The sequence below is a fragment of the Lelliottia jeotgali genome (assembly GCF_977070485.1).
The window spans coordinates 137,788-163,090 of record NZ_CDRVFO010000003.1 but is presented as its reverse complement, the minus strand read 5'-3'; the positions used below and the strand labels follow the sequence as shown (position 1 = coordinate 163,090).

At 63.0% G+C, this 25,303-nt stretch carries 24 protein-coding genes; 10 read left to right on the top strand and 14 right to left on the bottom strand.

The window, feature by feature from the left end; translation table 11 throughout:
- Window positions 1–79: 79 nt before the first annotated feature.
- The 3 genes from yghU to lpxO form a co-directional block, all read right to left on the bottom strand.
- Window positions 80–919, bottom strand: coding sequence for a glutathione-dependent disulfide-bond oxidoreductase (gene yghU / locus ACW4TB_RS05575; RefSeq protein ID WP_279932169.1), 840 nt, complete (start codon window positions 917–919; stop codon window positions 80–82).
- A gap of 113 nt (window positions 920–1,032) precedes the next feature.
- Complete coding sequence (locus tag ACW4TB_RS05570; protein WP_012314924.1) at window positions 1,033–1,602, bottom strand: GNAT family N-acetyltransferase; 570 nt, start codon at window positions 1,600–1,602, stop codon at window positions 1,033–1,035.
- Window positions 1,603–1,625: 23 nt separating this feature from the next.
- Window positions 1,626–2,525 carry a lipid A hydroxylase LpxO gene (gene lpxO, locus ACW4TB_RS05565; protein WP_012314923.1) on the bottom strand — a complete coding sequence of 300 codons (900 nt, stop codon included), beginning with the start codon at window positions 2,523–2,525 and terminating at the stop codon, window positions 1,626–1,628.
- A 169-nt stretch (window positions 2,526–2,694) separates the two neighbouring features.
- On the opposite strand from lpxO, the gene thpR reads away from it, so the two are divergent.
- Window positions 2,695–3,240 carry an RNA 2',3'-cyclic phosphodiesterase gene (gene thpR, locus ACW4TB_RS05560; RefSeq protein ID WP_012314922.1) on the top strand — a complete coding sequence of 182 codons (546 nt, stop codon included), beginning with the start codon at window positions 2,695–2,697 and terminating at the stop codon, window positions 3,238–3,240.
- Between the two features lie 7 nt (window positions 3,241–3,247).
- Here the strand turns inward: thpR and ACW4TB_RS05555 are convergent, their stop codons facing one another.
- Entirely contained in the window at window positions 3,248–3,841 is a 594-nt protein-coding gene (locus ACW4TB_RS05555; RefSeq protein WP_012314921.1) for an NAD(P)H-dependent oxidoreductase, read from the bottom strand.
- 93 nt (window positions 3,842–3,934) lie between these two features.
- On the opposite strand from ACW4TB_RS05555, the gene ACW4TB_RS05550 reads away from it, so the two are divergent.
- Window positions 3,935–4,531, top strand: coding sequence for a TetR/AcrR family transcriptional regulator (locus ACW4TB_RS05550; RefSeq protein WP_012314920.1), 597 nt, complete (start codon window positions 3,935–3,937; stop codon window positions 4,529–4,531).
- A 35-nt stretch (window positions 4,532–4,566) separates the two neighbouring features.
- Here ACW4TB_RS05550 and ACW4TB_RS05545 read toward each other — a convergent pair whose 3' ends face one another.
- Window positions 4,567–5,472 (bottom strand): AraC family transcriptional regulator, encoded by a 906-nt coding sequence (locus ACW4TB_RS05545; protein WP_012314919.1) that lies wholly within the window; start codon window positions 5,470–5,472, stop codon window positions 4,567–4,569.
- 181 nt (window positions 5,473–5,653) lie between these two features.
- Here ACW4TB_RS05545 and calA point away from each other — a divergent pair, with 181 nt between their 5' ends.
- Both calA and ACW4TB_RS05535 read left to right on the top strand, forming a co-directional pair.
- Entirely contained in the window at window positions 5,654–6,706 is a 1,053-nt protein-coding gene (gene calA / locus ACW4TB_RS05540) for a vanillin reductase (protein ID WP_012314918.1), read from the top strand.
- A 221-nt stretch (window positions 6,707–6,927) separates the two neighbouring features.
- Complete coding sequence (locus tag ACW4TB_RS05535) at window positions 6,928–8,127, top strand: sugar transporter (RefSeq protein WP_254465993.1); 1,200 nt, start codon at window positions 6,928–6,930, stop codon at window positions 8,125–8,127.
- Window positions 8,128–8,188: 61 nt separating this feature from the next.
- Here the strand turns inward: ACW4TB_RS05535 and ACW4TB_RS05530 are convergent, their stop codons facing one another.
- The 3 genes from ACW4TB_RS05530 to ACW4TB_RS05520 all read right to left on the bottom strand — a co-directional run bounded on the left by ACW4TB_RS05530 (window position 8,189) and on the right by ACW4TB_RS05520 (window position 10,627).
- On the bottom strand, window positions 8,189–8,773 hold the full coding sequence (locus tag ACW4TB_RS05530) for a LysE family translocator (RefSeq protein WP_254465992.1): 585 nt from the start codon (window positions 8,771–8,773) through the stop codon (window positions 8,189–8,191).
- A gap of 50 nt (window positions 8,774–8,823) precedes the next feature.
- The gene (locus ACW4TB_RS05525; RefSeq protein WP_279932177.1) at window positions 8,824–9,654 is read right to left on the bottom strand and encodes an AraC family transcriptional regulator; all 831 of its coding nucleotides are present in this window, start codon (window positions 9,652–9,654) and stop codon (window positions 8,824–8,826) included.
- Between the two features lie 82 nt (window positions 9,655–9,736).
- Window positions 9,737–10,627: a LysR family transcriptional regulator gene (locus ACW4TB_RS05520; RefSeq protein WP_012314914.1), complete on the bottom strand. Its 891-nt coding sequence runs from the start codon at window positions 10,625–10,627 to the stop codon at window positions 9,737–9,739.
- Between the two features lie 102 nt (window positions 10,628–10,729).
- Here ACW4TB_RS05520 and ACW4TB_RS05515 point away from each other — a divergent pair, with 102 nt between their 5' ends.
- Complete coding sequence (locus tag ACW4TB_RS05515) at window positions 10,730–11,383, top strand: oxygen-insensitive NAD(P)H-dependent nitroreductase NfsB (RefSeq protein WP_012314913.1); 654 nt, start codon at window positions 10,730–10,732, stop codon at window positions 11,381–11,383.
- 77 nt (window positions 11,384–11,460) lie between these two features.
- On the opposite strand, the gene ACW4TB_RS05510 is transcribed toward ACW4TB_RS05515, so the two are convergent.
- Window positions 11,461–12,615, bottom strand: a complete 1,155-nt coding sequence (locus tag ACW4TB_RS05510; protein WP_279932180.1) for a cysteine desulfurase family protein — start codon at window positions 12,613–12,615, stop codon at window positions 11,461–11,463.
- Window positions 12,616–12,781: 166 nt separating this feature from the next.
- Window positions 12,782–13,708: a LysR family transcriptional regulator gene (locus tag ACW4TB_RS05505; protein WP_012314911.1), complete on the bottom strand. Its 927-nt coding sequence runs from the start codon at window positions 13,706–13,708 to the stop codon at window positions 12,782–12,784.
- A 139-nt stretch (window positions 13,709–13,847) separates the two neighbouring features.
- Here ACW4TB_RS05505 and ACW4TB_RS05500 point away from each other — a divergent pair, with 139 nt between their 5' ends.
- A complete protein-coding gene (locus ACW4TB_RS05500) occupies window positions 13,848–15,077 on the top strand; it encodes an acyl-CoA dehydrogenase (RefSeq protein WP_012314910.1) in 1,230 nt (409 codons plus the stop codon).
- A 61-nt stretch (window positions 15,078–15,138) separates the two neighbouring features.
- On the opposite strand, the gene ACW4TB_RS05495 is transcribed toward ACW4TB_RS05500, so the two are convergent.
- From ACW4TB_RS05495 to mrdA, 3 genes are all read right to left on the bottom strand, one after another.
- A complete protein-coding gene (locus ACW4TB_RS05495) occupies window positions 15,139–16,203 on the bottom strand; it encodes a TerC family protein (RefSeq protein ID WP_279932184.1) in 1,065 nt (354 codons plus the stop codon).
- 172 nt (window positions 16,204–16,375) lie between these two features.
- Window positions 16,376–17,683 carry a phosphate ABC transporter substrate-binding/OmpA family protein gene (locus tag ACW4TB_RS05490; protein WP_279932186.1) on the bottom strand — a complete coding sequence of 436 codons (1,308 nt, stop codon included), beginning with the start codon at window positions 17,681–17,683 and terminating at the stop codon, window positions 16,376–16,378.
- 98 nt (window positions 17,684–17,781) lie between these two features.
- A complete protein-coding gene (gene mrdA, locus ACW4TB_RS05485) occupies window positions 17,782–19,674 on the bottom strand; it encodes a penicillin-binding protein 2 (protein WP_279932188.1) in 1,893 nt (630 codons plus the stop codon).
- Between the two features lie 400 nt (window positions 19,675–20,074).
- Here mrdA and nhaA point away from each other — a divergent pair, with 400 nt between their 5' ends.
- From nhaA to ACW4TB_RS05465, 4 genes are all read left to right on the top strand, one after another.
- Window positions 20,075–21,433 (top strand): Na+/H+ antiporter NhaA, encoded by a 1,359-nt coding sequence (nhaA, locus tag ACW4TB_RS05480; protein WP_012314906.1) that lies wholly within the window; start codon window positions 20,075–20,077, stop codon window positions 21,431–21,433.
- 128 nt (window positions 21,434–21,561) lie between these two features.
- Entirely contained in the window at window positions 21,562–22,095 is a 534-nt protein-coding gene (locus ACW4TB_RS05475; RefSeq protein ID WP_046785801.1) for a DUF3455 domain-containing protein, read from the top strand.
- A gap of 105 nt (window positions 22,096–22,200) precedes the next feature.
- Window positions 22,201–22,749, top strand: coding sequence for a sigma-70 family RNA polymerase sigma factor (locus ACW4TB_RS05470; protein ID WP_254465979.1), 549 nt, complete (start codon window positions 22,201–22,203; stop codon window positions 22,747–22,749).
- Entirely contained in the window at window positions 22,746–23,465 is a 720-nt protein-coding gene (locus ACW4TB_RS05465; protein ID WP_279932192.1) for an anti-sigma factor, read from the top strand. The genes ACW4TB_RS05470 and ACW4TB_RS05465 overlap by 4 nt, the downstream gene beginning before the upstream one ends.
- A 67-nt stretch (window positions 23,466–23,532) precedes the next feature.
- Here ACW4TB_RS05465 and ACW4TB_RS05460 read toward each other — a convergent pair whose 3' ends face one another.
- Window positions 23,533–24,891 (bottom strand): 8-oxoguanine deaminase, encoded by a 1,359-nt coding sequence (locus tag ACW4TB_RS05460; RefSeq protein ID WP_012314902.1) that lies wholly within the window; start codon window positions 24,889–24,891, stop codon window positions 23,533–23,535.
- Window positions 24,892–25,303 lie beyond the last annotated feature (412 nt).

The following is a 25,303-nucleotide window of genomic DNA, read 5'->3' as shown; positions in this document are numbered from 1 at the left end:
GATTTTTGCAGCGGGGCATTGTCTGGCCCTGCGGCTGCCGGCTTGCTGGGCAAAGGGCCGCCTGGCGGCCCATACGCGCTTAATCCAGATCCGCCGCCGAATGGCGCTCGGGCACCTGGCTGGCTTCATCTCCCCAGGTGCGGTTGACCCGGGTGCCCCGCTGCACGGCCGGCCGCTGCGCGATTTCTTCGGCCCAGCGCTGCACCTGCGGGTATTCATGCACGGCAAGGAACTCTGCTGCGTCATACAGGTTACCGCGCACCAATTGGCCATACCACGGCCATACGGCGATATCGGCAATGCTGTACTCATCGCCACCCAGGTAGCGGCTTTGCGCAAGGCGCCGCTCAAGCACATCCAGCTGGCGCTTGGCTTCCATGGTGAAACGGTTGATAGCGTATTCGAACTTTTCCGGGGCATACGCGTAAAAGTGGCCAAAGCCCCCACCCAGATAAGGCGCCGAACCCATCTGCCAGAACAGCCAGTTCAGGCTTTCGGTGCGCGCAGGCAGATCCTTGGGCAGGAATGCTGCGAATTTCTCGGCCAGGTACAGCAGGATCGAACCCGATTCGAACACCCGTACCGCTGGCTCAACGCTGCGGTCGAGCAGGGCGGGGATCTTCGAGTTGGGGTTGACTTCAACGAACCCGCTGGAGAACTGGTCGCCTTCCCCGATGCGGATCAACCAGGCGTCGTACTCGGCGCCGCTATGGCCCAGGGCCAGCAGTTCTTCAAGAAGGATGGTGACTTTCACGCCGTTGGGGGTTGCCAGCGAGTACAGCTGCAACGGGTGCTTGCCGACAGGCAGCACCTTGTCGTGGGTAGGGCCGGCGATCGGGCGGTTGATACTGGCAAACTGGCCACCAGAGGCTGACTCGTTACGCCAGACCTTGGGCGGGACGTAGGGGGACTTGCTCATGCAGGGGCTCCTTGAGTGGCGCAAACGGTCACATACAGGCGTTGACCCGCATCTATGCCATGGGTTCGCATAAAAGTGCAAATGCAGTGGCGCTGACCAAGGTAGCAACGCGCCTAGCGGCCACGCCGCCGCGACACGCGCGCCTCGATGTTCTTGCGGCCAATCAGCAGCGGCGGTTTTTCCACTACCGGCTCGTCGGCCAGCCATTTGTACATCACCAGGCAGTCCACCAAACCCAGGCGGGCGTGGCGGTAAGCCTTGGGCAAGCGGCCGACGGTCTCGAAGCCCAGTTTGTGCCATAGCGCCACGGCCGCTTCATTGCTGGCCACCACCGAATTGAACTGCAGCGCCAGGAAGCCTTCCTGGCGCGCCAGTTTCTGTGAGTGTTCGCACATCAGCCTGGCCACGCCACGACCACGGGCGGCTTCGTCGACCATGTAGCCGCAATTGCCCACATGGGCACCGGGGCCGGCGGCATTGGCCTTGAGGTAGTACGCCCCCAGCAACTCACCGTCCTGCTCGGCCACCAGCGTGTGCAAAGGCAACTCCAGCCATAGCTGGCGTGCCTGTTCTAAGCTCAGGGCTGGGTCGTAGGCGTAGGTTTCGCGGGCCTGGACAACGGCCTGGAAGGTGGGCCAGAAACGCTCGAAGTCCTCGGGGGTCATGGGGCGGATGTGGATCATGCGGCAAAAGGCTCCCGGCCTGCTCAGATATAGACGAACACCAGAACCAGGGCCGCCACCACCAGCCACTTCTCCAGGTAATAGCGCATGCGGTTGCGTTTTTTCAGTGCCTTGCCCCGTTCGCGGATCTTGTAGATCCGGGTGAACAGGCGGTTGATACCGCCAGTCTTGTCATTGGCATTATTCGGCGCTGCCGCGGCAGCCATGACATTGCGGCTGAACCAGCGGTTGAACGCAGTCGCCCAGCGGTATTTCAGCGGGCGCTCGATGTCGCAGAACAGAATGATCCGGTTGTGCTCGGTGGTATTGGCGGCGTAGTGGATGTAGGTCTCGTCGAACACCACGGCTTCGCCGTCACGCCAGGAATACTTCTCGCCATCCACGTCGATGTAGCAGCCATCGTCGTTCGGCGTATCCAGGCCCAGGTGGTAGCGATAGGAGCCGGCATACGGGTCGCGGTGGCGCACCAGCTTGGCGCCCGGCGGCAGGGTAGCGAACATGGCTGCCTTGACCGTGCCGATGCCCTGCAGCAACTCGGTGGTGCGCGGGCACAGGTTCATCGCAGACGGGTGGCTTTCGCCGTACCATTTCAGGTAAAAGCGCTTCCAGCCGGTCTTGAAGAAGGAGTTGAAGCCAACGTCGTCGTAATTATCGGACTTCTTGATCTCGCCCACATGCAGCAACTGTTGGGCCTCCTGGCGGATTTCCTGCCAGTGATCCTTAAGTGGCTGCAGCTCGGGGAACGCTTCTACCGGCAGGTAGGGTTTGGCCGGGTGCCTGGAGAACAGGTAAAGGAAGCTGTTGACCGGGGCCAGGAAACTGGAGTGGTCACCCAATTGGCGGGTGAGCTTGTGGCGTACCCGACCGCGCAGATGAACATAGGCGATCGAGAGGGCAAAGATCAGTACGAGTGCAATTTTCATGGACGATTACTTGTCGAAAAATGGCCATGCGCCATGGCATAAGCCCGCCAGCATAAACAATCATGGGGGGAGTTTGTACAGATAGTTTGTACCGAGGCTGGCGAGATTTGCGGCCGACCAAGGTGTAATGGCCCCGGTTTGCGCAAACGTTTAAGGTAAAGGAGCACGCATGGTTCAGGACTCGCGCCTCAGTGGCGCCCCCTTCAAACGGCTGTTTTTCGCCCTGCCGGTAACCGACGCCCAGCAGCGTGCGATAGCCCAGTGGCGGCGTGGCCTCCAGCTGCGTAGTGGCAAACCGGTGCCCAGTGCGAACTTCCACCTGACCCTGATGTTTCTAGGCGATGTGGATGCAGCGCAGGTACCGGCGATTTGCGCTGCGGTAGACAACCTGGCGCGCCCTGACGCCCCCCTGCGCCTGCTGCTCGATCAGCTCAAGGTCTGGCCGCGGGCAAACGTGCTGGTGCTCGAGCCGCAGCAGGCACCGGCTGCACTGCGCCAACTTGCTTATGGGCTGCAGCAGGCACTGCTGCCCATGGGCGTTGCCGAGCAGGCCCGTGAGTACCGGCCGCACCTGACCCTGTCACGGGACTTTCGCGGCCAGGCGCCCGAGGCCAGCGTGGCGCCCGACTTCTTTATCGCCGCCCGGTACTTCGCGCTTTACGAGTCGCGCAAAGGCCAGTACCTGCCGCTGGCGCAGTGGCCGTTGACGCCGTGAGCCCGGTTCACAGCGCCCGGGTACCTCCGAACAGTTGCTCACCCAAGTGTCGGGCACTGGCCAGAAGCAATGCCGCAGCCGGGCCCTCGCTGTCGTCCAGCAAAGTCGAACTGAGCACGTTGGCGCCGCAGTAATCGAAAATGCCATGCTCGATTTGTACGCGCATCGCGTCGCCATAGCCGTGACGCTCGAAAGTGCCGGCATCGGCCCCGGCAACACCGACCAGGTGCACGTTCATGCCGCGCAGTTTCTTGATGACCGTGCCGCCCTCGTATTCGAATGCCCAGCCATGGCTGAACACTCGCTCTACCCAGCCTTTGAGCAGGGCTGGCAGTGACCACCAGTAGATCGGGTACACCAGCACCAGCGCATCGGCGCGTTCGATGCGTGCCTGTTCGCGTAGCACATCGTCTGGTGCTGGGGCGAGCCGACGGTGCACGGCATGGTCGGCCATGCTGAAGCGTGGGTCGAAACCTTCACTGGCAAGGTCGGCGAATTCGCAGCGGTGCCCGGCGCTGGCCAAGCCTTCGGCGATTTGCCCGGCGAGGGCGTGGGTAAGGGAATGCGGGTCGTGATGGCCGATGACGATCAAGGCTTGCATGAAGCTTCTCCTGAACAAGATGTGCGCAGAGGCCTTGAGCGCTATATACTCAAGGTAAGTTACGATTGGTAAGTTACTTTTGGTAGGTATGCTATGTCAAGTGATGATCAGGAACGGCCGCGTAAGCGCCTGTCCCGCGACCAACGGCGCCGTCAACTGCTCGACAAGGCGTGGCAACTGGTGCGCGAAGAAGGGACCGAGGCGTTAAGCCTCGGCCGCCTGGCCGAGCAGGCCGGTGTGACCAAGCCGGTGGTGTATGACCATTTCGAGACGCGCACCGGGCTGCTGGCTGCGCTGTATCAGGATTACGATGCGCGCCAATCGATGATGCTCGATCAGGCTTTATCGCGTTGTGCTGCGACCTTGAGCGACCGGGCCGGGGTAATTGCCGAAGCTTACGTGGACTGTGTCATGAGCCAGGGGAGGGAGATGCCAGGGGTATCGGCTGCGCTCGCTGGGTCACCAGAACTGGAGGCGCTCAAGCGGGCTTACGAGCAGCCATTTCTCGACAAGTGTCGGGCTGCTCTGGGCGAATTTACGTCGCACGGTGATATCGGTGCTGCCGGGATGCGCTTGCTGGTGGGGGCGGCCGATGCATTGTCGCAGGCAGCGGCGGCGGGGGAGTTGCAGGTTGGGCAGGCAAAGGATGAGCTACAGGCAGCCATCGTTGCCATGGTCCAGCGTCAGTGACCGGGGCTGCGTTGCCGGGGAGCGGCTCCGGGTGATCAAGCAGGCAAACTCTGATAGGCCTGCTCATCCCCCGGGCTACGGGCAAACTGGCGTTTGTACTCGCGGCTGAACTGCGAGGTGCTCTGGTAGCCCACCCGGTGCGCCGCCTGAGCCACGCCAAGGCCTTCGCCGATCAGCATCTGTTGCGCCTTGAGCAGCCGCAGGCGCTTGAGGTACTGCATCGGCGCCATGTCGGTACAGCGTTTGAAGTGCTCGTGGAAGGTCGACACGCTCATATTAGCCCGCGCAGCCAATGCCTCGACGCTCAGCGGCTCAGTGTAATGTTCACGCAGGTGAGCAAGGGCGGCGCCGATTCGGGCGAAGTGCCCCTGCTGCTCTACCAGCGCCCGCAATACCCCGGCCTGCGGCCCACGCAGTGCGGTGTACAGAACCTCGCGCACCCGCGCCGGCCCCAGCACCTTGGCGTCTACCGGATCCTGCAGGCAGCGTAACAGCCGCTCGACGCAGTCGCGCATGGGCGCATCCAGCGCTGCCGAGGTCATCGACTGCGGTGTCTGCGCCTGCACTGCTGGGTCAGGCGCCAGCGCCATGCTCTGTACCAGTTCACCCAGCACGCCGCGGTCGATGTCCACCGCCACGCCCAGTAACGGCGCGTCGGCGGTGGCGAAGGTTTCGCACATGAACGGCACCGACAGCGCCTGCACGAGGTAATGCCCGGCGCCATACTCCAGGGTGCGTGGGCCAAGGCGCGCCAGCTTGCTGCCCTGGGCCAGGATCATCAGGCTAGGCTCGTAGATCTGCGGGCTGCTGGCCACGTAATGGTCCCAGCTCAAAACCTGGACCTGTGGCAGATGAGTGGGCACGAAGCCTGGGCGTGTGGCCAGGCTGCGTATCAGGGCGCACAGCGTGGCGTTGGCGTCGACGTGGCGGGTCAGTTGCATGATGGACCATGGGCAGAGAATCAGACACTTGCATCATCTCAGATTTGAGGCTCGGCGCCAGGTGGTTCAGGCCAGGTTCGGAGAATCAGGCATTCACCTCGGAGGATCTGCTGTGGCTGTGGAGGGCGAGGATGCGGAAAATGTATCGCCTGAATCGTTTCACTTGCATCTGAGGTCTTGTATGTACACTGCTATCGGTTACGCCGCCCAAACCCCGACCAGCCCCTTGGCACCCATGACCTTCGAGCGTCGCAGCCCGCGCCCGGACGATGTCGCCATCGAGATCCTCTACTGTGGCGTTTGCCACTCCGACATCCATCAGGCCCGTAATGAGTGGGGCATTGCCGTGTACCCGCTGATGCCCGGCCACGAGATCATCGGCCGCGTCACGGCGGTGGGCGAGAAGGTATCGGCGCACAAGGTCGGTGACCTGGTCGGCGTCGGTTGCATGGTCGATTCCTGCCGCCACTGCGAGGCCTGTGCCAAGGACCTGGAGCAATACTGCCTGGAAGGCCCGACCATGACCTACGCCACCCCGGACCGGGTCGATGGCAGTAACACCATGGGCGGTTACTCCAGCAGCATCGTGGTCAGCGAGCACTTTGTGGTGCGCATACCGGCCGGGATGGACCTGCCCAGCGCGGCGCCGATTCTCTGCGCCGGTATCACCACCTATTCGCCGCTCAAGCATCATGGCGTCGGCCCTGGCCACAAGGTCGGCATCCTCGGCATGGGCGGCCTGGGGCACATGGGTATCAAGCTGGCCAAGGCTTTGGGCGCTGAGGTAACCCTGTTCACCCGCTCGCAGGCCAAGGCCGAGGAAGCCCGTCGCCAGGGCGCCGACCATGTGATCGTGTCCACCGATGCCGAGCAGATGCGCGCCGCTGCCGGCCGCTTTGACTTCCTGCTCGACACCATTCCGGTGCAGCACGATCTGAACCCGTACCTGGAGACCCTGAAGTTCGATGGCGTGCATATCCTGGTGGGCCTGATCGAGCCGATCGACCCGGCGCTGCACGCGGCCAACCTGGTGATGAAGCGCCGCGTGCTGGCAGGCTCGCTGATTGGCGGTATCGCCCAGACCCAGGAAGTGCTGGATTTCTGTGCCGAGCACGATATCCGTTGCGATATCGAGATGCTGGATATCCGCAATATCAACCAGGCTTATGAGCGCATGATCGCCGGTGATGTGAAGTACCGTTTCGTGATCGACATGGCGACGCTGCAGGGCTGACCCTTCCCAGCCGGGCGTTGCCTCCAGACCATACGGGCGATCTGGTCTGGGGGGCGGCGCCCATTTCCCTGTGTGCGTCTGCGCGTCTGGTTGTGAGGCGCGCTGTTGACGCGTACCATGCCGGCATTCCCTCCAATAACAAACCCGTGCCTCAGCGCGGCCGATACTTGGCCCCTGACGCGCGTCCTTTCGCCTTGCCTGCGGAGAATAGAATTCGCCCCATGAACGGACCTGTCCCCACCAACCTTGCGCCAACCACCGGTGGCGGCAGCTGGCTGAGTGTGATCGCCCTGGCCCTCGCGGCCTTCATCTTCAACACCACTGAGTTCGTCCCGGTGGCGCTGCTCAGCGACATCGGCCGCAGTTTCGACATGAGCACCGCTCAGGTCGGCCTGATGCTGACCATCTATGCCTGGGTGGTTGCCTTGGCCTCGCTGCCGATGATGCTGCTCACGCGCAACATCGAGCGTCGGCGCCTGCTGTTGTTCGTGTTCCTGGTGTTCGTGGTCAGCCACCTGCTGTCGTGGCTGTCGCAAAGTTTTGCCATGCTGCTGCTGAGCCGCATCGGCATCGCCCTGGCGCATGCCGTGTTCTGGTCCATCACCGCCTCGCTGGCGGTGCGTGTGGCGCCGCCAGGCCAGCAGGCCAAGGCGTTGGGCTTGCTGGCTACCGGTACGACCCTGGCAATGGTCCTGGGCATCCCGCTGGGGCGCGTGGTGGGCGAGGCGCTGGGCTGGCGGGTCACCTTCCTCAGCATTGCCGGGGTGGCGCTGGCCACCATGCTTTGCCTGATGAAATCGCTGCCGCTGCTGCCCAGCCAGAACTCCGGTTCGCTGCGCAGCTTGCCGATCCTGTTCAAACGCCCTGCACTGGTGATCACGTATGTGCTGGTGACCCTGGTGATCACTGCGCAATTCACGGCGTACAGCTACATTGAGCCGTTTGCCCTGCAGGTGGCACAGATCAGTGGTGAGCGCATCACGTTGTTGCTGCTGCTGTTCGGCGGTGCAGGGGTGTTTGGCTCGGTGCTGTTCAGTCGCTACAGTGACCGCTTTCCGCATGGCCTGCTGGTAGGCTCGATCGGCTTGCTGGCGGCTTGCCTGCTGCTGCTGTTGCCGCTGGCGGGCAACTTCTATCTGTTTGCCGGGCTGAGCATGTTCTGGGGCATTGCGATCCTGAGCTTCAGCCTGTCGCTGCAGTCCAAGACCCTGAAGCTGGCGTCCGATGCCACGGACGTGGCGATGGCTCTGTTTTCTGGCATCTATAACATCGGCATTGGCGGTGGGGCGCTGCTGGGCAGTATCGTCAGCAGCCAGCTGGGGGTGGCCTCTATCGGATGGGCCGGCGGCAGTGTGGCGGTGGTCGGCTTGCTGCTGGCCATGGCCAGTACCCGGCGCTTTCGCGAGGCCCTGAGTCATTGATCGACGTTACCGGCCCCATCGTCGGCTAATGCCGACAGGGCCGGTACAGCCCACCTTCAACTCAGCCAAGCAGCGCAGCCCAGGCTGACACCAGCAACATGCCCGCCAACCCGCGGTTGAACCATAGCAACCGCCCCGGCGCCTGCAGCCAGCGCGCACTGCCTACCCCCAACAGTGCCCAGGCCGTCATGCACGGCAGGGCGATCAATAAAAACACCAGTGCCAATTGCCACACCGGCAACGACGGCGCGGCAAACACGCCGATCACCGCCACTGCCATCATCCACACTTTCGGGTTCACCACTTGCAGCGCCGCTGCGCTGAGGGCGTCGAAAGGCTTGGCTGCGCTGACATCCAAAGGCTGCCCCGCGCTTCGCAAAATGCGCCATGCCAGCCAGCTCAACCACAGCACTCCGGTCCAGCCCATCACCTGCTGGGCCAGCGGGTGACGCACCAGCAAGTCACCAAGCCCCAGCCCGACCAGCAACACGACCGCCGCCGCCGCACCGCAGCCCGCCAGGATCGGCGCCACGCTGGCGCGCAGGCCCTGCCGTGCGCCATGGGCGAGGATCAGCAGGTTGGTAGGCCCCGGACTGATGCTGGCGACCAGGGCGAATAGCATGAACGGCAATAACGAATGCGACATGGTGAACGGCTCCTGTTGAACAGGGCACCATGCTCGGCGATTGCTGCGTGTCAGTCTGGAAGGTTTGAGCAGCGGCGCCGGTAGTCCGCTGGGGTGAGCCGATAGGCACGGCGGAACCAGCGCCCCAGGTGGCTCTGGTCAGCAAAGCCGAGCGCCATGGCCACTTCGCTCGGTGTCTGACCTTGGGCAAGCAAACGCCGGGCACGGGCCAGGCGCAGCTGGATCAGATAGGCGTGCGGCGCCAGGCCGAAGGCGGCCTTGAACGCACGGGTCAGGCGGAAGCGGTCCACGCCGCAGGCCTGTGCCATGTCGTCGAGGCCGATGTCCTGGTCGAGGTGGGCATGCAGGTAGTCGCGCGCCCGCTGCGCAGTCAGCGGCAGGCGCGGATCGGGGTTCAGGCGTTTGCGCCAGTGTAGGTGGGCGGTGAGGCAACTGAGCAGGTCATCGGTGGCGGTTTGCCGCACGATGCGCATTTCCCGACCGTGCACCGCCTGAAAGGCGAGGGTGGTGGCGCGGGCAAGCTGGCGATCATCGCACAGCGTATCGGCGAAGCTTGGCAGGCTGTCATTGGGCGCTTGCTCGAACAGCACGCGCAGCTCGGCCTCCAGCCATGTCGGCTCCAGGTACAGGGTCGAATAGGTAAAGCCTTCCGCCGTTGGCGCATCGCCGTCGTGAATGTCGCCAGGCTCGAGCAGGAACACCTGCCCGGGTGTGCTGTGATGGCGTGTACGGCGGCAATTGAACTGCTGCACACCCTGCTCGGTGACCCCGACCAGAAAGCTCTCATGCCAGTGCGGGTCGTAGGCGTGGCCAACGAAATGCGCACGCACCGACTCGATGCCAGTGTCGGCGTCTTGCTTGAGGTCGATCCAGTCGGGCATGGCGGCGAGGCTGCAGAGGGTAGGGCAGTTCACCTTAACGCAGAACCCTGCCTGGGTTTAGAACAATTGTGCACAGCCGGCTTCAGTGCGGCTGCTGTGCCGCGAAACGCTCCCGCAGCCACAAGTGCAACTGCGATACCGCAGGAGACAGCTGTTTGCGGTGTGGGCATACCAAGGTTACCGGGCTCAGCTCGCCCGGGTGTTCCGGCAGCAGCACTTCCAGCTCGCCAGTCGCCACATTTGCGCTGACATCCAGCCACGACTTGTAGGCAATGCCCTCGCCGAGCACCGCCCAGCGCCGCACCACATCGGCATCGTCGCTGAACAGCGGGCCACTCACCTGCACGGTGCGGTTGCCCAGCCGCCACTTGTCGTAGGTGCGCCCCTGTTGCAGGTAAAGCAGGCATGCGTGCTGCTGCAAGTCATCCAGCGCCTGCGGCCGCCCATGACGCGCCAGGTAGGCCGGCGAGGCCACCAGCACGCGACGATTCCAGGGGGCCAGGGGCAGGGCGATGTAGTTGGCTTCTTCGTTCAGGCCATAGCGTATGGCCACGTCTACCGGGTCGCGGAACAGGTCGGCAACGTGGTCGGACAGGTGCAACCGCAGGGTCAACTCAGGATGTTCGCGGCGGAAATCACTCAACCACGGCAGCAGGATGTTGCGGCCAAGGTCAGAGGGCGCCGACACCTGCAGCACACCACGCAGGGTGCTGTGGGCGCCGTGCAGGTTATCGCGGCCCTGGCGCAGGCTCTGCAGCACGCTGAGCGCGGTGGGCAGGTACAGCTCACCCTCGGCGGTCAGGCGCAGGCTGCGGGTGGTACGTGCGAACAGACGCACGTCGAGGTCGCGCTCCAGGCGTTTGATGGCGGCTGCGACCTGGCCGGGCAGCAGGTCTGCCTCGTGGGCCGCGGCGGTGAAACTGCCCAGTGCGCTGCTGCGCACGAACAGTTCGAGGTCGGTGATGCGGAGCATTTTCACTCCTTGGGTGAAAGTGTTGCTGCATTTTGCTGCTTTCTCTGGTTTGCAGGAAAGATAATATGCGCCACACGTTTGTTCCGCTTAAGGAGTTGCAACATGGATACCGTTTCTCTGGCCAAGCGCCGCTACACCACCAAGGCGTATGATGCTGCCCGCAAGATCCCTCAGGCCACCATCGACGCCTTGCTCGAGCAGCTGCGCCACAGCCCATCCTCGGTCAATTCGCAGCCATGGCACTTCATCGTGGCCGACAGCGCAGAGGGCAAGGCACGTCTGGCCAAGAGCACGCTGGACGGTTTTGCCTACAACACGCCGAAGATCCTCGATGCTTCCCATGTGATCGTGTTCTGCACCCGCACCGACATGACTGAAGCACACCTGGACGCCGTGCTCGACCAGGAGGCGGCTGACGGACGTTTTCGCGATGATCAGGCCCGTGCTGGCCAGAACCAGAGCCGTCGCCATTATGTGAACCTGCACCGCTACGATCAGAAAGACCTGCAGCACTGGATGGAGAAACAGACCTACCTGGCCCTGGGCACTGCATTGCTCGGCGCTGCCGCCCATGGCCTGGACGCGACGCCGATCGAAGGTTTCGACAGCAAGATCATGGATGCCGAACTGGGCCTGCGTGAGCAGGGTTACACCAGCGTGGTGGTGCTGAGCCTGGGTTACCGTAGCGAGTCGGACTTCAATGCCGGGCTGAACAAGTCGCGCTTGCCGGTTTCGAAGGTATTTACCTTCCTTTGAGGCAGGCGTTGTCGACCCCGTCCTCTTCGCGAACAAACCCGCGAAGAGGGCGGTTCAGCAAACGGTAAAGCCCAGGTTCACCACAAGGCCAGCGAAGCCCCCGCAACTGTGCGTTCGAACACCTCAATCGCTTTGTCTACCTCGGCTTCGCTGGTAAACCGCCCGACGCTCAGGCGCACGCTTTTGCGCGCCTGCGCCTCATCCAGCCCCAACGCCAGCAGCACATGCGACGGCGCGGGGCTCGCCGAATTGCACGCCGAGGTGGTCGACAGCGCCAGCTCACTGGCCAGCGCCATGCTGTTGAAGCCCGGGGCCTCGATACACAGGTTCAAGGTATGCGCTATGCGCTGGCTGGCGCAGCCGTTGAGACTGACCCCTGGCAGCGCCAGTAGCCCGTCGCGCAGCCGCCTGGCGAGGTGCCCGATGCGCTGATGCTCGCTGTCGCCAGGTTGGCCGGCCAGGGCGAAGGCGCTGCCCATGCCAACGATCTGATGGGTAGGCAGGGTGCCTGAGCGCAGCCCGCGCTCATGCCCACCACCGTGAACTTGCGCACGCATCAAGGCGCGTGCGCGAGCCCCGACATACAACGCGCCGATGCCTTTTGGTCCATAGACTTTGTGGGCAGAAAACGACATCAGGTCTACCGCCATCGCCCGCAAATCGATGGCCAGCTTGCCCACCGCCTGGGCCGCATCCACGTGCAGCAGGGCGCCATGGGCACGCACGCGCTCGCCAATGGCAGCGAAATCGGTGACGGTGCCCAGTTCGTTGTTGACTGCCATCAGCGAGACCAGGCGGGTATCTTCGCGCAGGGCCGCTTGTACGTCATAGGGCTGAATCAGGCCTGCAGCGTCTGGTGCCAGGCGGGTGACTGCCCAGCCCTGGCGCTCCAGTTCGCTGACGGTATCGAGCACGGCCTTGTGCTCAAGCTGGCTGGTAATCAGGTGGCCCGGCTGCCCGATGCCCTGCGCGGTGCCTTTGAGCGCAAGGTTGTTGGACTCGGTGGCGCCCGATGTCCAGACCAGGTCTTCAGCGCTCGCCCCGACACAGTCGGCCACTTGCTGGCGAGCCTGTTCCACGGCTTCGCGGGCGCTCTGGCCGTATGCGTGACCGGAGGAGGCGGGGTTGCCGAAGTTCACCTGGCGGCCGAGGCAGGTGAGCATGGTTTCGATGACGCGCTCGTCTACCGGTGTGGTGGCGGCATAGTCGAAATAGAGTGGGGCGCTGGGCATGGCGGTAGGTCCGTAGCTGTCGCCGCGGGTTCGGCGATCCTGACAGCAAGCGTACCCTCGGCGATGCGAAAAATTTTGCCCTTGATTCCATGATTTGCCAGTTTTTGTAGAAAAAAATTCTCCAAATACGGTTTATCGTAGGATCTTTAAAATTTAGAACTGAGGGTTACACGGGTTCCAGCGCCCGTTCTTCTTCCGCCACCACCCGTTGGCACAACTCGATGATCTGCTCGCGCATCCAGCGGTTGGCCGGATCCTGATCGGTGCTTTCGTGCCAGTACAGGTGCGTCTCAAGCGCAGGCACTTCCACCGGCAGAGGCTGGTAGCGCAATTGATGGCGACGAGCAAAACGTTCTGGCACTGTCATCGCCATGTCGGTCTGTTGCAGTACTTGCGAAGCCATCAGGTAGTGCTGCGAGCGCAGGGCGACTTTGCGCTGCACGCCCATCTTGCCCAGCGCCAGGTCGACATAGCCCAGGCCGTTTCGACGGCTGGAAATATGGATATGGGTCATGCTCAGGTAGCTGTCGAGGGTGAGTCTGGCGTCGGCCAGCGGATGACCCTGGCGCAGGGCGCAGACATAGCGGTCCTGCATCAGCTTGACGTGGCGCACTTGCGGGTCGGTATTGAGCGGCGCATCGACGGCAAAGTCCAGGCGCCCGGCGGCCAGTTCCTTGGTTGTTTCGCGACGCTTGCACAGGAAACTCTCGATCAGCACCGCAGGCGCCAGGCGGCGCAGGCGCTGGAACAGCGGGGGCAGGATCACCGCTTCGGTAAGGTCGGTCATGCTGATGCGGAAGGTCTTGTTGGCCTGCTGCGGGTTGAAGATGCGGCTTTCCTGCACCGAGGTACGCAGCAGCGCCAAGGCGTTGCGCACCGGGCCGATGATGTTCTGCGCCATGGGGGTGGGCACCATGCCCTGGGCGGTGCGCACGAAAAGCGGGTCGTTGAAGGTTTCGCGCAGGCGCGATAGCGCGTTTGACACCGCAGGCTGGGTAATACCGACGATCTGCCCGGCGCGGGTCAGGTTGGCTTCGGTATAAATGGCATCGAAGACGATGAACAGGTTCAGGTCGACCTTGCTGAGGTTCATGGGCGCCGCTCTTTGTTGGAATTATCGGCCGATCATATATCGGTTATGAATGTTTATACACGCAGAAAATAGACTAGGTGGATTGAGGCGTGCTGCTCTAGGCTCTGCCCATGTACTTCGAACCGTGAAGGTAGCCCCGATGGATTTCGCCTATTCACCCAAGGTCCAGGCACTGCGCGAGCGCGTCACCGCGTTCATGGATACTCATGTCTATCCCGCCGAGCCAGTGTTCGAGCGCCAGGTTGCCGAGGGTGACCGCTGGCAACCCACCGCAATCATGGAGGAACTCAAGGCCAAGGCCCGCGCCGAGGGCCTGTGGAACCTGTTCTTGCCTGAGTCGCAGTACGGTGCCGGCCTGAGCAACCTGGAATACGCGCCCCTGGCCGAGATCATGGGCCGCTCGCTGCTGGGGCCGGAGCCCTTCAACTGCTCGGCGCCGGACACCGGCAACATGGAAGTGTTGGTGCGCTATGGCAGCGAGGCGCAGAAGCGCCAATGGCTGGAGCCTCTGCTGCGGGGCGAGATTCGCTCGGCTTTTGCCATGACCGAACCGGACGTGGCCTCCTCGGACGCCACCAACATGGCCGCCACTGCCGTGCGTGACGGTGATGAGTGGGTGATCAACGGCCGCAAGTGGTGGACCTCCGGGGCCTGCGACCCGCGCTGCAAGGTGATGATCTTCATGGGCCTGTCCAACCCTGATGGCCCGCGCCACCAGCAGCACTCGATGGTGCTGGTGCCGACTGATGCACCGGGGGTGAAGATCGTTCGGCCGTTGCCCGTGTTCGGCTACGACGACGCCCCCCACGGCCACGCCGAGGTGCTGTTCGAGAACGTGCGTGTGCCCTATGACAGCGTCATCCTTGGTGAGGGCCGCGGCTTCGAGATCGCCCAGGGGCGCCTGGGCCCTGGCCGCATCCACCACTGCATGCGGTCGGTCGGCATGGCCGAGCGGGCGCTGGAGCTGATGTGCAGGCGCTCCGTCGAGCGCACAGCGTTCGGCCGGCCGCTGGCACGGCTGGGCGGCAACGTCGACAAGATCGCCGACTCACGCATGGAAATCGACATGGCGCGGCTATTGACCCTGAAGGCGGCGTACATGATGGACACGGTCGGCAACAAGGTGGCGCGAAGCGAGATCGCACAGATCAAGGTGGTAGCGCCGAATGTCGCATTGAAAGTGATCGACCGTGCGATTCAGCTCCATGGTGGGGCAGGGGTGAGCGGGGATTTCCCGCTGGCGTACATGTACGCGATGCAGCGTACCTTGCGCCTGGCTGACGGGCCCGATGAGGTGCACCGGGCGGCGATTGGCAAGTATGAGATCGGCAAGTATGTGCCGGTGGATATGTTGCGTAGCGGGCGGTGAGGGCGCGCTCGACGAACTGTTTTTGAGTACTTTGTCAGCAAAACTTCAGGTAGAGGGAAGGTCAGACCCGCAATTGCGGGTCTTCTTCCTTTTTGGCGCTCTTGGTCTGCGCGGATGGGGGCTGTTCCACTTGGGCTTCACCTACGACCGCTTTCTCCCCACGCGTCTTGATCAGCGACACCACCACCCCACCGAGCAACAACCCGAACGTCACGCCCAGCGACAGCAGTGCTGGCACCTTGCCCACCATGCCGTGGTAGAAGATCTTGCAGCCGATGAAAATCAGCACCAGCGCCAACGCGTACTTGAGGTAAACGAAGCGGTGCATCAATGCCGACAAGGCAAAGTACAGTGAACGCAAACCGAGAATGGCAAAGATGTTCGAGGTGTAAACAATGAATGGATCCTGCGTGATGGCGAAGATTGCAGGCACGCTGTCGACGGCAAACACCAGGTCGGCCAGTTCGATCAGCACCAGCGCCAGGAACAGCGGTGTGGCATAGCGCAATGCCTTGTTTTCGCCTGGCGGGGTGAGGCGCACGAAGAAGTGTGAACCATGAATCTGGTCAGTCACGCGCATGTGCCGCCTGACGAACTTGAGCACCGGGTTGTTGGCCAGGTCGGGGTGGCTGTCTTCTTTCGAAAACGCCATTTTTACCCCGGTAAACAGCAGGAATGCCCCGAAGATGTACAGCACCCATTCAAAGTTCTGTACCAGTGTTGCGCCCACGCCGATCATGATCGCACGCAGGAACACCACCCCCAGGATGCCCCAGAACAGCACCCGATGCTGGTAGCGACGGGGGATGGCGAAGAAACCGAAAATCATCGCCATGACGAATACGTTGTCCATCGACAAGGACTGTTCGACCAAAAAGCCGGTGTAGAACTCAAGCGCCGACTGCGCGCCCAGTTGGTACCAGACCCACGCGCCGAACAGCACGCCCACGCTGAAATAGCCCGAGTACAGCAGCAGGCTTTCGCGCATTTCGATTTCGCGTTCTTTGCGGTGCAGCACGCCCAGGTCGAGTACCAGCAGGCCGATGACGATGGCCATGAACACCAGCCACAACCATGTGCTGGTACCGAGGAATGGCGTTGTGAGGAATGTGTGTAGAGCTGTCATGAGCCCCTCCTTGATTGTCGACGTTGCATGGCAACAGTGATCCGACATGGCGGCGCGGTAGCCGTCAGAGGGGCCCGGTATCACATGGTTTTGAGCCTAGACCCATTTCCCCGTGATGCCGAATGGCGCGCTGTTACAAATTTTTGCCTGAGCCTGTGCGCGGCTGCCTGCCTCAGTACACCCAAACCTCCACCCGGCGGTTACGCAAGCGCCCCTGTTCCAGCTCGTTACCCGCAACCGGCAACTCGTCGCCCATGCCGGTAACCTCCAGCACTTCGACGCCATCGCGCGCCAGTTCACGGCGTACCGCCTGCGCGCGCAAGCGCGAGAGCAGGGCGGCGCGGCCCGGTGTTTCTTTGGGGTCGCCAAAGCCGACCAGCACCGCCTTGTTTTGCAGCTTGCCGGCCTGGCGCAGGTAGTCGGCGACGCGCTGTATATCACGCAGAGCCTTGTTGTCGAGGCTGGCACTGCCTTCCTGGAAGCGGAAGTTGACGCTCAGGCGCTGTGCATTTTGTGCCAGATTGCGATAGCGCGGCGGCATGTCGACCTGCGCCGGTACGGCCAGGGACTTGATCTGCTGTGAGACGAAACCTTGCTCGGCGACGATGGCCTGGCCGGCAGGGCTTTGGGCGAATTCTGCCAAGGCCCTGGCCTGGGGTTTGGCGTTGGCGGGCAAATAGAAGTACAGCCGGCGTGATAGGGGGTAATCCTCGCTCGCCACCAGCGGGCGGTCCGGCAGCATGGCTGGCGCATCGCCTTCGGCGATCGCCAGCACCTTGGCTCCGTGCACCGCTGCCAGGCTGCTGAACCCGATGGCCCGGCGATCTGCACGTACCCGATCGGCCAACTCATCACTGGATTCGAAACGCTGCGCCTGTCGGGCCAGTTCACTCCGGTGCGGTTCCAGCACCAGTGCCTTGAAGGTCTCGAAGGTACCGGAGCGGTCGTCGCGTGCATAGAGGTGTATCGGGCCGCCTGCCAAGCCCAGTTGCTCCCAATACTGGATCCGCCCCGAGAAGATGTGTGCCAATTGTTCGGTGGTGAGCTGTGGCAGGGGATTGTCGGGGTGGACGAACACTGCAACACCATCCAGACCGATCACTTGCTCGGCACCGGCTGCACGCAAGTCACCCAGCGCCTTGAGCTGGCGCACCTCGGTATCGTTGATGGGACGAGACGCTGCGGCCAGGTCGGCCTCGCCATGGCCAAGCGCGATAAAGCCGGTACTCGAGCCGTGCGCCGCGATGTCGATGCGCAGAGGCTGGCCCTGGGCATCAACGGCGGTTATCACGGTCTCGTTGGCCACAGCGCCTGGCCGTTGCTCGATCGCCGTTGCCTGTTGCGCCCACAGATGCCCCTGCACCAGCGCAGGCAGCAGGGCCGCGCCGATGGTGTTGGAACCTTGTACGCGCAGGTGCACAGGCTCGGCCACGGCCGTCAGGGGGAGCAGGGGAAGCAGCAAGAGCAACAGACGGAGCATGCCGGGCGACCTTTGGCACAGAGTTGCCCGGCAGATTACGACGGTAGGGTGACCGAAATGTGACTATGCGCGTGCCAGCGATGAGCTGCCGGGCAGCCTCAGGTGTGCGGGACCTGCTTGGAGACTGCACCACCGGCATACTGCGGTTTCAGGTGCCCTTGTTCATCCAGCAGGTACGCATCCATCACCTCGCGCACCACCGGCCCGGCCACCCGGCCACCGGCCTCGCCATTCTCGATCATCACAGCCACCACCACACTCGGGTGCTCGGCAGGTGCAAAGCCGACGAACAGGGCGTTGTCACGGTGGCGCTCGAGGGTCTTGTTGCGGTTGTAGCGCTCACCCTGCTTGATCGCCACAACTTGCGCCGTGCCGCTCTTGCCGGCGATGCGGTACTGGGCGCCGGCGGCGGCGGCGCGGGCAATGCCGCGCGGGTCGTGCATGACCATCTGCATGCCCTGGCTGACCTGGTCCCAGGCGTGCCGGTCGTGCAGCACGATATCGGGCATCGGGTTCGGGTCGACCGGTGTTTCGCCACCCACGGTCAAGGCCAGGTGCGGGCGGTGCCATACGCCCTTGCTGGCCAGAAGGCTGGTGGCCTGGGCCAGTTGTAGCGGGGTGACCTGCATGTAGCCCTGGCCGATGCCCAGGATCAGCGTTTCGCCGGGGTACCAGGCCTGGCGGCGGGTGGCGCGTTTCCATTGGGCAGACGGCATCAACCCCGAAGCCTCTTCGTTCATGTCCAGCGAGACCTTCTGGCCAAGGCCGAACTCGGCCATGTAGTCGTGCAGGCGGTCGATGCCGAGCTTGTGCGCCAGGTCGTAGAAGTAGGTGTCGTTGGAGCGCATGATGGCGGTGTACATGTCCACCCAGCCATCGCCGCTGCGGTTCCAGTTCCTGTACTTGTGCTCGTAGTTGGGCAGCTCGTAGTACCCGGGGTCGAAAACCCGGCTGCCGGGGGTGATCACGCCACTGTCGAGGCCGGCGATGGCCACTTCCGGCTTGACCGTCGACCCCGGTGCATACAGCCCGCGCAGCACGCGGTTGAACAGCGGCCGGTCGATGGAATCGCGCAGGGCAGCGTACTGTTTGAAGCTGATGCCCTTGACGAACAGGTTGGGATCGAAACTGGGATTGCTGACCATCGCCAGCACGTCGCCGTTGGCCGGGTCGAGCACCACCACCGCCCCACGGCGGTCGCCCAAGGCTTTTTCTGCAGCCACTTGCAGGTGGGCGTCGAGGCTCAGCACAATGTCTTCGCCCGGGGTAGGGGCCTGATGCTTGAGCACGCGCATCACCCGGCCCTGGGCATTGGTCTCGACCTCCTCGTAGCCGACGTGGCCGTGCAGCCGGCTTTCGTAGAAGTGTTCGATACCGGTCTTGCCGATCGATTGGGTGCCGCGATACTCGGTGCTGTCGAGGGTCTTGGCTTCCTTTTCGTTGATCCGCCCGACATAGCCGACCGAATGGGCGAAGTGCTCGGCAAGCGGGTATTCACGGATGAACTGCGGTTCTACATCCAGGCCCGGCAGGCGGAACTGGTTGACCGCTACCACGGCGATCTGCTCCTCGGTCAGGCCAACCATCAGGGTGACCGGTTCAAACGGCTTGCGTCCACGGCGCAGGTCCTTGTCGAACTGCTTGCGGTCCTCCTCGCCCAAACCCAGAACCTGGGTCAGGGTATCGAGCACCTTGGCCGAGTCGCCGGCGCGCTCACGGGTCATGGTCAGGTCGAAACTAGGCTTGTTGTCGGCCAGCACCACGCCGTTGCGGTCGTAGATCAGCCCGCGCTCGGGGGCGATGGGCAGGACGTGTACGCGGTTGTTTTCCGATACCGCGCTTTGCTGGTCGTGTTGCAGCACTTGCAGCACGTAGAGACGGCCGATCAGCACGGCGACCAGGCAGAAGACCAGGGCAGCGCAAGCCAGGAGCCGGCGGTTGACCAGGTGTTTTTCCTTTTCGTGGTCCTTGAGAGGGATCGGTTGGGGCATGGGCGGTGATGTATCGGCTGAGCGCGAACCTGTGGGAGCCGGCCTGCCGGCGACTACGCCAGGCCAGCCAACATGGATGTAGACGAGTGCCATGCACTCGAATCGCCGGCAAGCCGGCTCCCACAAGGATGCGGGGCGGCGATGCTACGCGTGCCCGGGCCGCACCTCAAGGCAGGCGCGTTGCGTAAAACCGGGCATCCGGTGTTTCATCCCGTCATCAGGGCGCTGAAAGCCTGTATGAAGATTTGTTCATTCACCTGCCTTGGCCGGCTTGAGACCGTGAATGGATGACTGGGGCAGGCCATTTGGTTAGAATGCACGCGGGTGCTAGCTGCATGACGCAGTGAAGCAGGTTAAATAACTACGCAGGTCGGGCCGCCGTGCGGGAGTTCTTGTGCCCATGCAAAAACACGTAATGCCCCGTGCCCAGCAAATTGCCCAACGCGCATTCGCCAACTTCGAGCGCTTTCTGCATATCGAGGCCGTGAGCGGCGTCGTACTGTTGATCGCCGCCGTTGCAGCACTGATCTGGGCGAATTCGCCCGCTGCCGAAAGCTATGACGCCCTCTGGCACACGCCGATAAGCTTTGGTATCGGCTCCCTGGTCTATTCCCAGTCACTGCATTTCTGGATCAACGACGGCCTGATGACCATCTTCTTCCTGGTCGTCGGTATGGAGATCCGTCGCGAAATCCATGAAGGCGCGCTGTCCAGCCTGCGCCAAGCCACGCTGCCGATGGCGGCAGCTGTCGGTGGTGTGGTGGTACCCGCACTCATCTACCTGGCGTTCAATCATTCGCCTCCCGCGCAAGAGGGTTGGGCTGTGCCCACCGCCACCGACATCGCCTTTGCAGTGGGTGTATTGGCGTTGCTGGGTAAGTCGATCCCTTCCAATGTGCGGGTGTTCCTGCTCGCCCTGGCGATCATCGACGACATCATCGCGGTGCTGATCATTGCCTTCTTCTACTCCGGTGGCCTGGATTACAGCGGTTTCGGCGTCGCCGCCATCGGCCTGCTGCTGGTGCTCGGCCTGCAAAAGATCGGTGTCGGTTCGGCCTATGCCTACATCATCCCCGGGTTCATCACCTGGCTGGGCATGTTGATGACCGGTGCCCACCCCACCTTGGCGGGCGTGGTGCTTGGCCTGATGACGCCAGTCAGGGCCATGCCCTTGGGCGAGCGCCCGCTGGAGGCTGTTACCCGCTTCACCGACGACCTGCTCGGTCGCGCCAAGGCACCGCAGATCGATGACAGCGAACTGATGAGCCCGTTGAAAAACCTGCGTGTGGCACAGCGTGAACTGGTAGCCCCCGTGCTGCGCGTGCAAGGCCATCTGCACCCTTGGGTGGCGTTCGCGATCATGCCGCTGTTCGCCCTGGCCAACGCCGGTGTCGGGTTGTCTGGTGTAGACCTGTCTGCCGATGGCCCTCACTGGGTGATGACTGGTGTGGCTGTGGCGCTGGTCTTGGGCAAGCCGTTGGGTATCGTGACGATCAGCTGGCTGATGGTACGTTTGGGCTGGTGTGCGCTGCCGGCGGGCGTTACCTGGCACGGCATCACGCTGATCGGGCTGTTGGCGGGCATCGGCTTTACCATGTCGATCTTCATTGCCAACCTGGCGTTCTCTGACCCTGGCGTCCTGGGCGCGGCGAAGCTTGGCGTACTGTCGGGCTCGGTCATTGCTGCTGTGATCGGCCTGACTTGGGGTGTGTGGAGCCTGCGCAAGGCAGCCAAGGCTGCACCGGCCCAAGTTGGCTGATAGGCCAGCCGGGTAACGGGCAGGTGGGTGCACATTTTTTTTTCAGAGGTGCATCCAATCTGCATCCTGGCGGGTATTACAGGTAGCGCGACTTCGCGCTGTCGATTACTCGCCAGGAGATTTGCACCATGAACAGCCCAGTTACCATGCTGATGCTCACAGGCGGCTTAGTCCTGATCGTGGCCAGCCAGGCCGCTCACGCTCAATCCGCCTTGCCCGACGCGGTCAAGGTTCCGGATGGCCACGCCGTCATGCTGGAAACCGTCGGTGTGGGCCAGGTCACCTACGAATGCCGCGACAAAGCCAATGCACCCGGCCAGACCGAGTGGACATTCGTCGGCCCCAAAGCGGTACTCAAGGACAGGTCTGGCAAGGCGGTGGGTGACTATTTCGGGCCGCCCGCCACCTGGCAGGCCAAAGACGGCTCGAAGGTCACCGGCACCCAGTTGGCCGTGGCGCCAGCGGCCAAGGGCGACCTGCCTTACCAGCTGGTTCAGGCCAGCCCGGCCGAAGGTAAAGGGGCCATGACCGGTGTGAGCTATATCCAGCGCGTGGCCACCCGCGGCGGTGTTGCGCCGGCAACTGCCTGCTCGATGCAAAACAAAGGTGAGCGCAAAATCGTTGATTACCAGGCTGACTATATCTTCTGGGCGGCAAAATGATGGCAGTGCGCATAGGCAGGTAAGCCACTGGCGTCTACGCTGATCGACAGCCCCCCGGCCCGATGGCTGGGGGAACCGTCCAGGGACTATAGGGCTGACCTTGCAGTGAACTCACCTTTGCCCCCTTTCGACTTTCAGCGTTGCCTTGAAGCCTGCGCACGGGGAGACCGCCGAGCGCTGCATGCACTCTACGAGGAGGAGGGCGCACGCCTGCTAGGTGTGGTGCGCCGTATCGCGCGCGACCACGCTACAGCAGAAGACATCCTGCACGATGCCTTCATTCGGATATGGTCCGGGGCTGCCAGCTTCGACCCTGCACGCGGCTCTGCGCGGGGCTGGATCTATAGCGTGACCCGGCACCTGGCGCTCAACTACATACGCGACTCCCGGCGCGAAGTCGTGCTGGATGAAGGGGCGTTTGACAGTGCACAAGTACCGCTGCCCTATGCGAGTGATATCGATCTCATGGCGGACTCGGCCAAGGTTCACCGTTGCCTCGAGCAACTGGAACCCTCACGCAAGCTGTGCATCCTGCACGCGTATGTCGACGGTTGCAGCCATGCCGAAATCGCCGGGTTGCTGAACACGCCGTTGGGTACCGTCAAAGCCTGGATCAAACGCAGCCTGAAGGCGTTGCGGGAGTGCATGGGATGAAGAAGCCACAAGGCGAGACTGCCGACGCACTTGATGAATTGGCCGGGGAGTACGTGTTGGGTACCTTGTCGGCCGAACAACATGAGGCCGTGCGCCAGCGCCTGACGGAGGATCAGCAGTTGCGTGGTGCCGTGGATGCCTGGGAGCAGCGGCTATTGGCGTTGAATGCGCTCGCTGAGCCTTTGCCACCCAGCCCACGTTTGTGGGGGCGGATCAGCCGCAGCGTCGATGCACAGCCACAGCCACAGCGTATTGCGCCACCAACGCAGTCAGGGCGTTGGTGGCATCGCCTGGTGCTATGGCAGGGCCTGGCTGGTGCAGGCCTGGTTGCCAGCCTGCTGTTAGCCTTCACTCTGCTTACCGCCAAGGCGCCGGAGCCTTCTTACCTCGTGGTGCTGGTTGCGCCGGCAGACAGTGCCCCCGGGTGGGTAGTGCAGGCTAGCGATACCCGTAGCATTCAACTGATTCCCTTGGGGCAGTTCGCGGTGCCGAGCGACAAGGTGCTGCAGTTCTGGACCAAGGGCGAACAGTGGCAGGCGCCACTGTCGCTGGGCCTGGTCAAACCTGGCGAGCAATATCGGGTGCCCGCGCATGACCTGCCTCCCCTGGAGCCCAACCAACTGTTCGAATTGACCCTGGAAAGAGCGGGCGGCTCGCCGACCGGGCGCCCAACCGGGCCTGTGCAGTTCATCGGTCGGGCGGTGAAGGTGCTTTGACAGTGCCTTGTGCAAGGGCAGCAAAAAGCGGCGCCTGCGCGCCGCTCTACAGGCTTGCATCCCGCTATCAATCGCCGGTCACCAGCTGACGGGCCAGCTGATTGTGGCGCTCCAGCACCAGCGGCAGGTCGACTGTGGTGATGCGGCCGTCCTTTACCACTACGCGGCCGTTTATCACGCTGGTGTCGACCTGGGTCGGGGTGCAGAACACCAAGGCCGCAAGCGGGTCGTGGTGGGCGCCTGCGTAGGCGACATGGCCGAGGTCGAAGGCGACGAAGTCGGCGACCATGCCCGGCGCCAAGGCGCCGATGTCATTACGGTTGAGCACCTTGGCACCGCCGAGGGTGGCGATTTCCAGCGCTTCGCGTGCGGTCATCGCGTCGGGGCCGAAGCCGACACGCTGCAGCAGCAGCGCCTGGCGCACTTCACCGATCATGCTGGCGCCATCGTTGGAGGCCGAGCCATCGACGCCCAGGCCCACGGGCACCCCGTGGTCGCGCATCTTGCGGATCGGTGCAATACCCGAGGCCAGGCGCATGTTCGAGCACGGGCAGTGGGCCACACCGGTGCCGGTACGGGCAAACAGCTCGATGCCGTGCTGGTCGAGTTGCACGCAGTGCGCGTGCCACACATCGTGGCCGACCCAGCCCAGGTCCTCGGCGTATTCGGCAGGTGTCATGCCGAACTTTTCGCGGCTGTAAGCGATATCGTTGACGTTTTCAGCCAAATGGGTGTGCAGCGAAACCCCGTAGTTGCGCGCCAGCACCGCCGCTTCGCGCATCAGGTCGCGGCTGACCGAGAAAGGTGAGCAGGGCGCCACGACCACACGCAGCATCGAGCCATGGCTGGCGTCGTGGTAGTCCTCGATCAGGCGCTGCGACTCCTTGAGGATGTCGCTTTCCTTTTCCACCACCGAGTCTGGCGGCAGCCCGCCTTGGCTGCGCCCTACGCTCATGCTGCCGCGTGCGGCATGGAAACGCATGCCGATTTCCCCGGCGGCGTGGATGCTGTCGTCGAGCTTGCAGCCATTGGGGTAGATGTACAGATGGTCGCTGGAGGTGGTGCAGCCGGAGAGAATCAGTTCGGCCATCGCGGTCTGGGTCGATACCGCGATCATTTCGGGCGTCAACCGTGCCCAGATCGGGTAAAGGTTGGTCAGCCAGTTGAACAGCTCACCGTCCTGGGCCGCCGGGACCACGCGGGTGAGGCTTTGATACATGTGATGGTGGGTGTTGACCAGCCCCGGGATGACCACCTTGCCGGTCATGTCCAGAATCTCGTCGGCGTGCTGGGGCAGCTCGTCGCTGGGGCCAACCTGCTTGATCAGGTTGTCTTCTATGAACAGGCCGCCGCGTCTGATCTCGCGGCGCTCGCCGTCCATCGTCACCAGCAGTTCGGCGTTCTTTATCAGCAAAGTCTTGGGCATAGGTATTCCTTCCCGCGAAGGGCGGGGTGCAATTCGTCAGTGCAGACACCTGGTTTTTTTCGAGGGCAACCAGGCTCGGTGTGGAAAACACGGCGTGGGCAGCAGGGCCAGTCAGCGCAGCCGCGCACGCGCCGACACCGCTGAGTCACAAAGACCAGGCGCGAGACGGCGGATGGGTGCAAAGGGCAACGGGTGAACGGCGAATGCGTCGATTCGCAGAGGGCGCTCGAAGGGAATGAGCAGATAGGGGTAATGCATGGCTTTAGCCTGTCGCAATACGCAGCGGCGATTACCGCTGTCGTAGGCGCGGGTTGATGTAACCAGAAATGTTCATTTTTGTATACGAAAAATTCTGCATTGAATGTCCAGGTGGTGCCACGGCGCTTTGCGCAGTACATGGCCTGGTTTATGT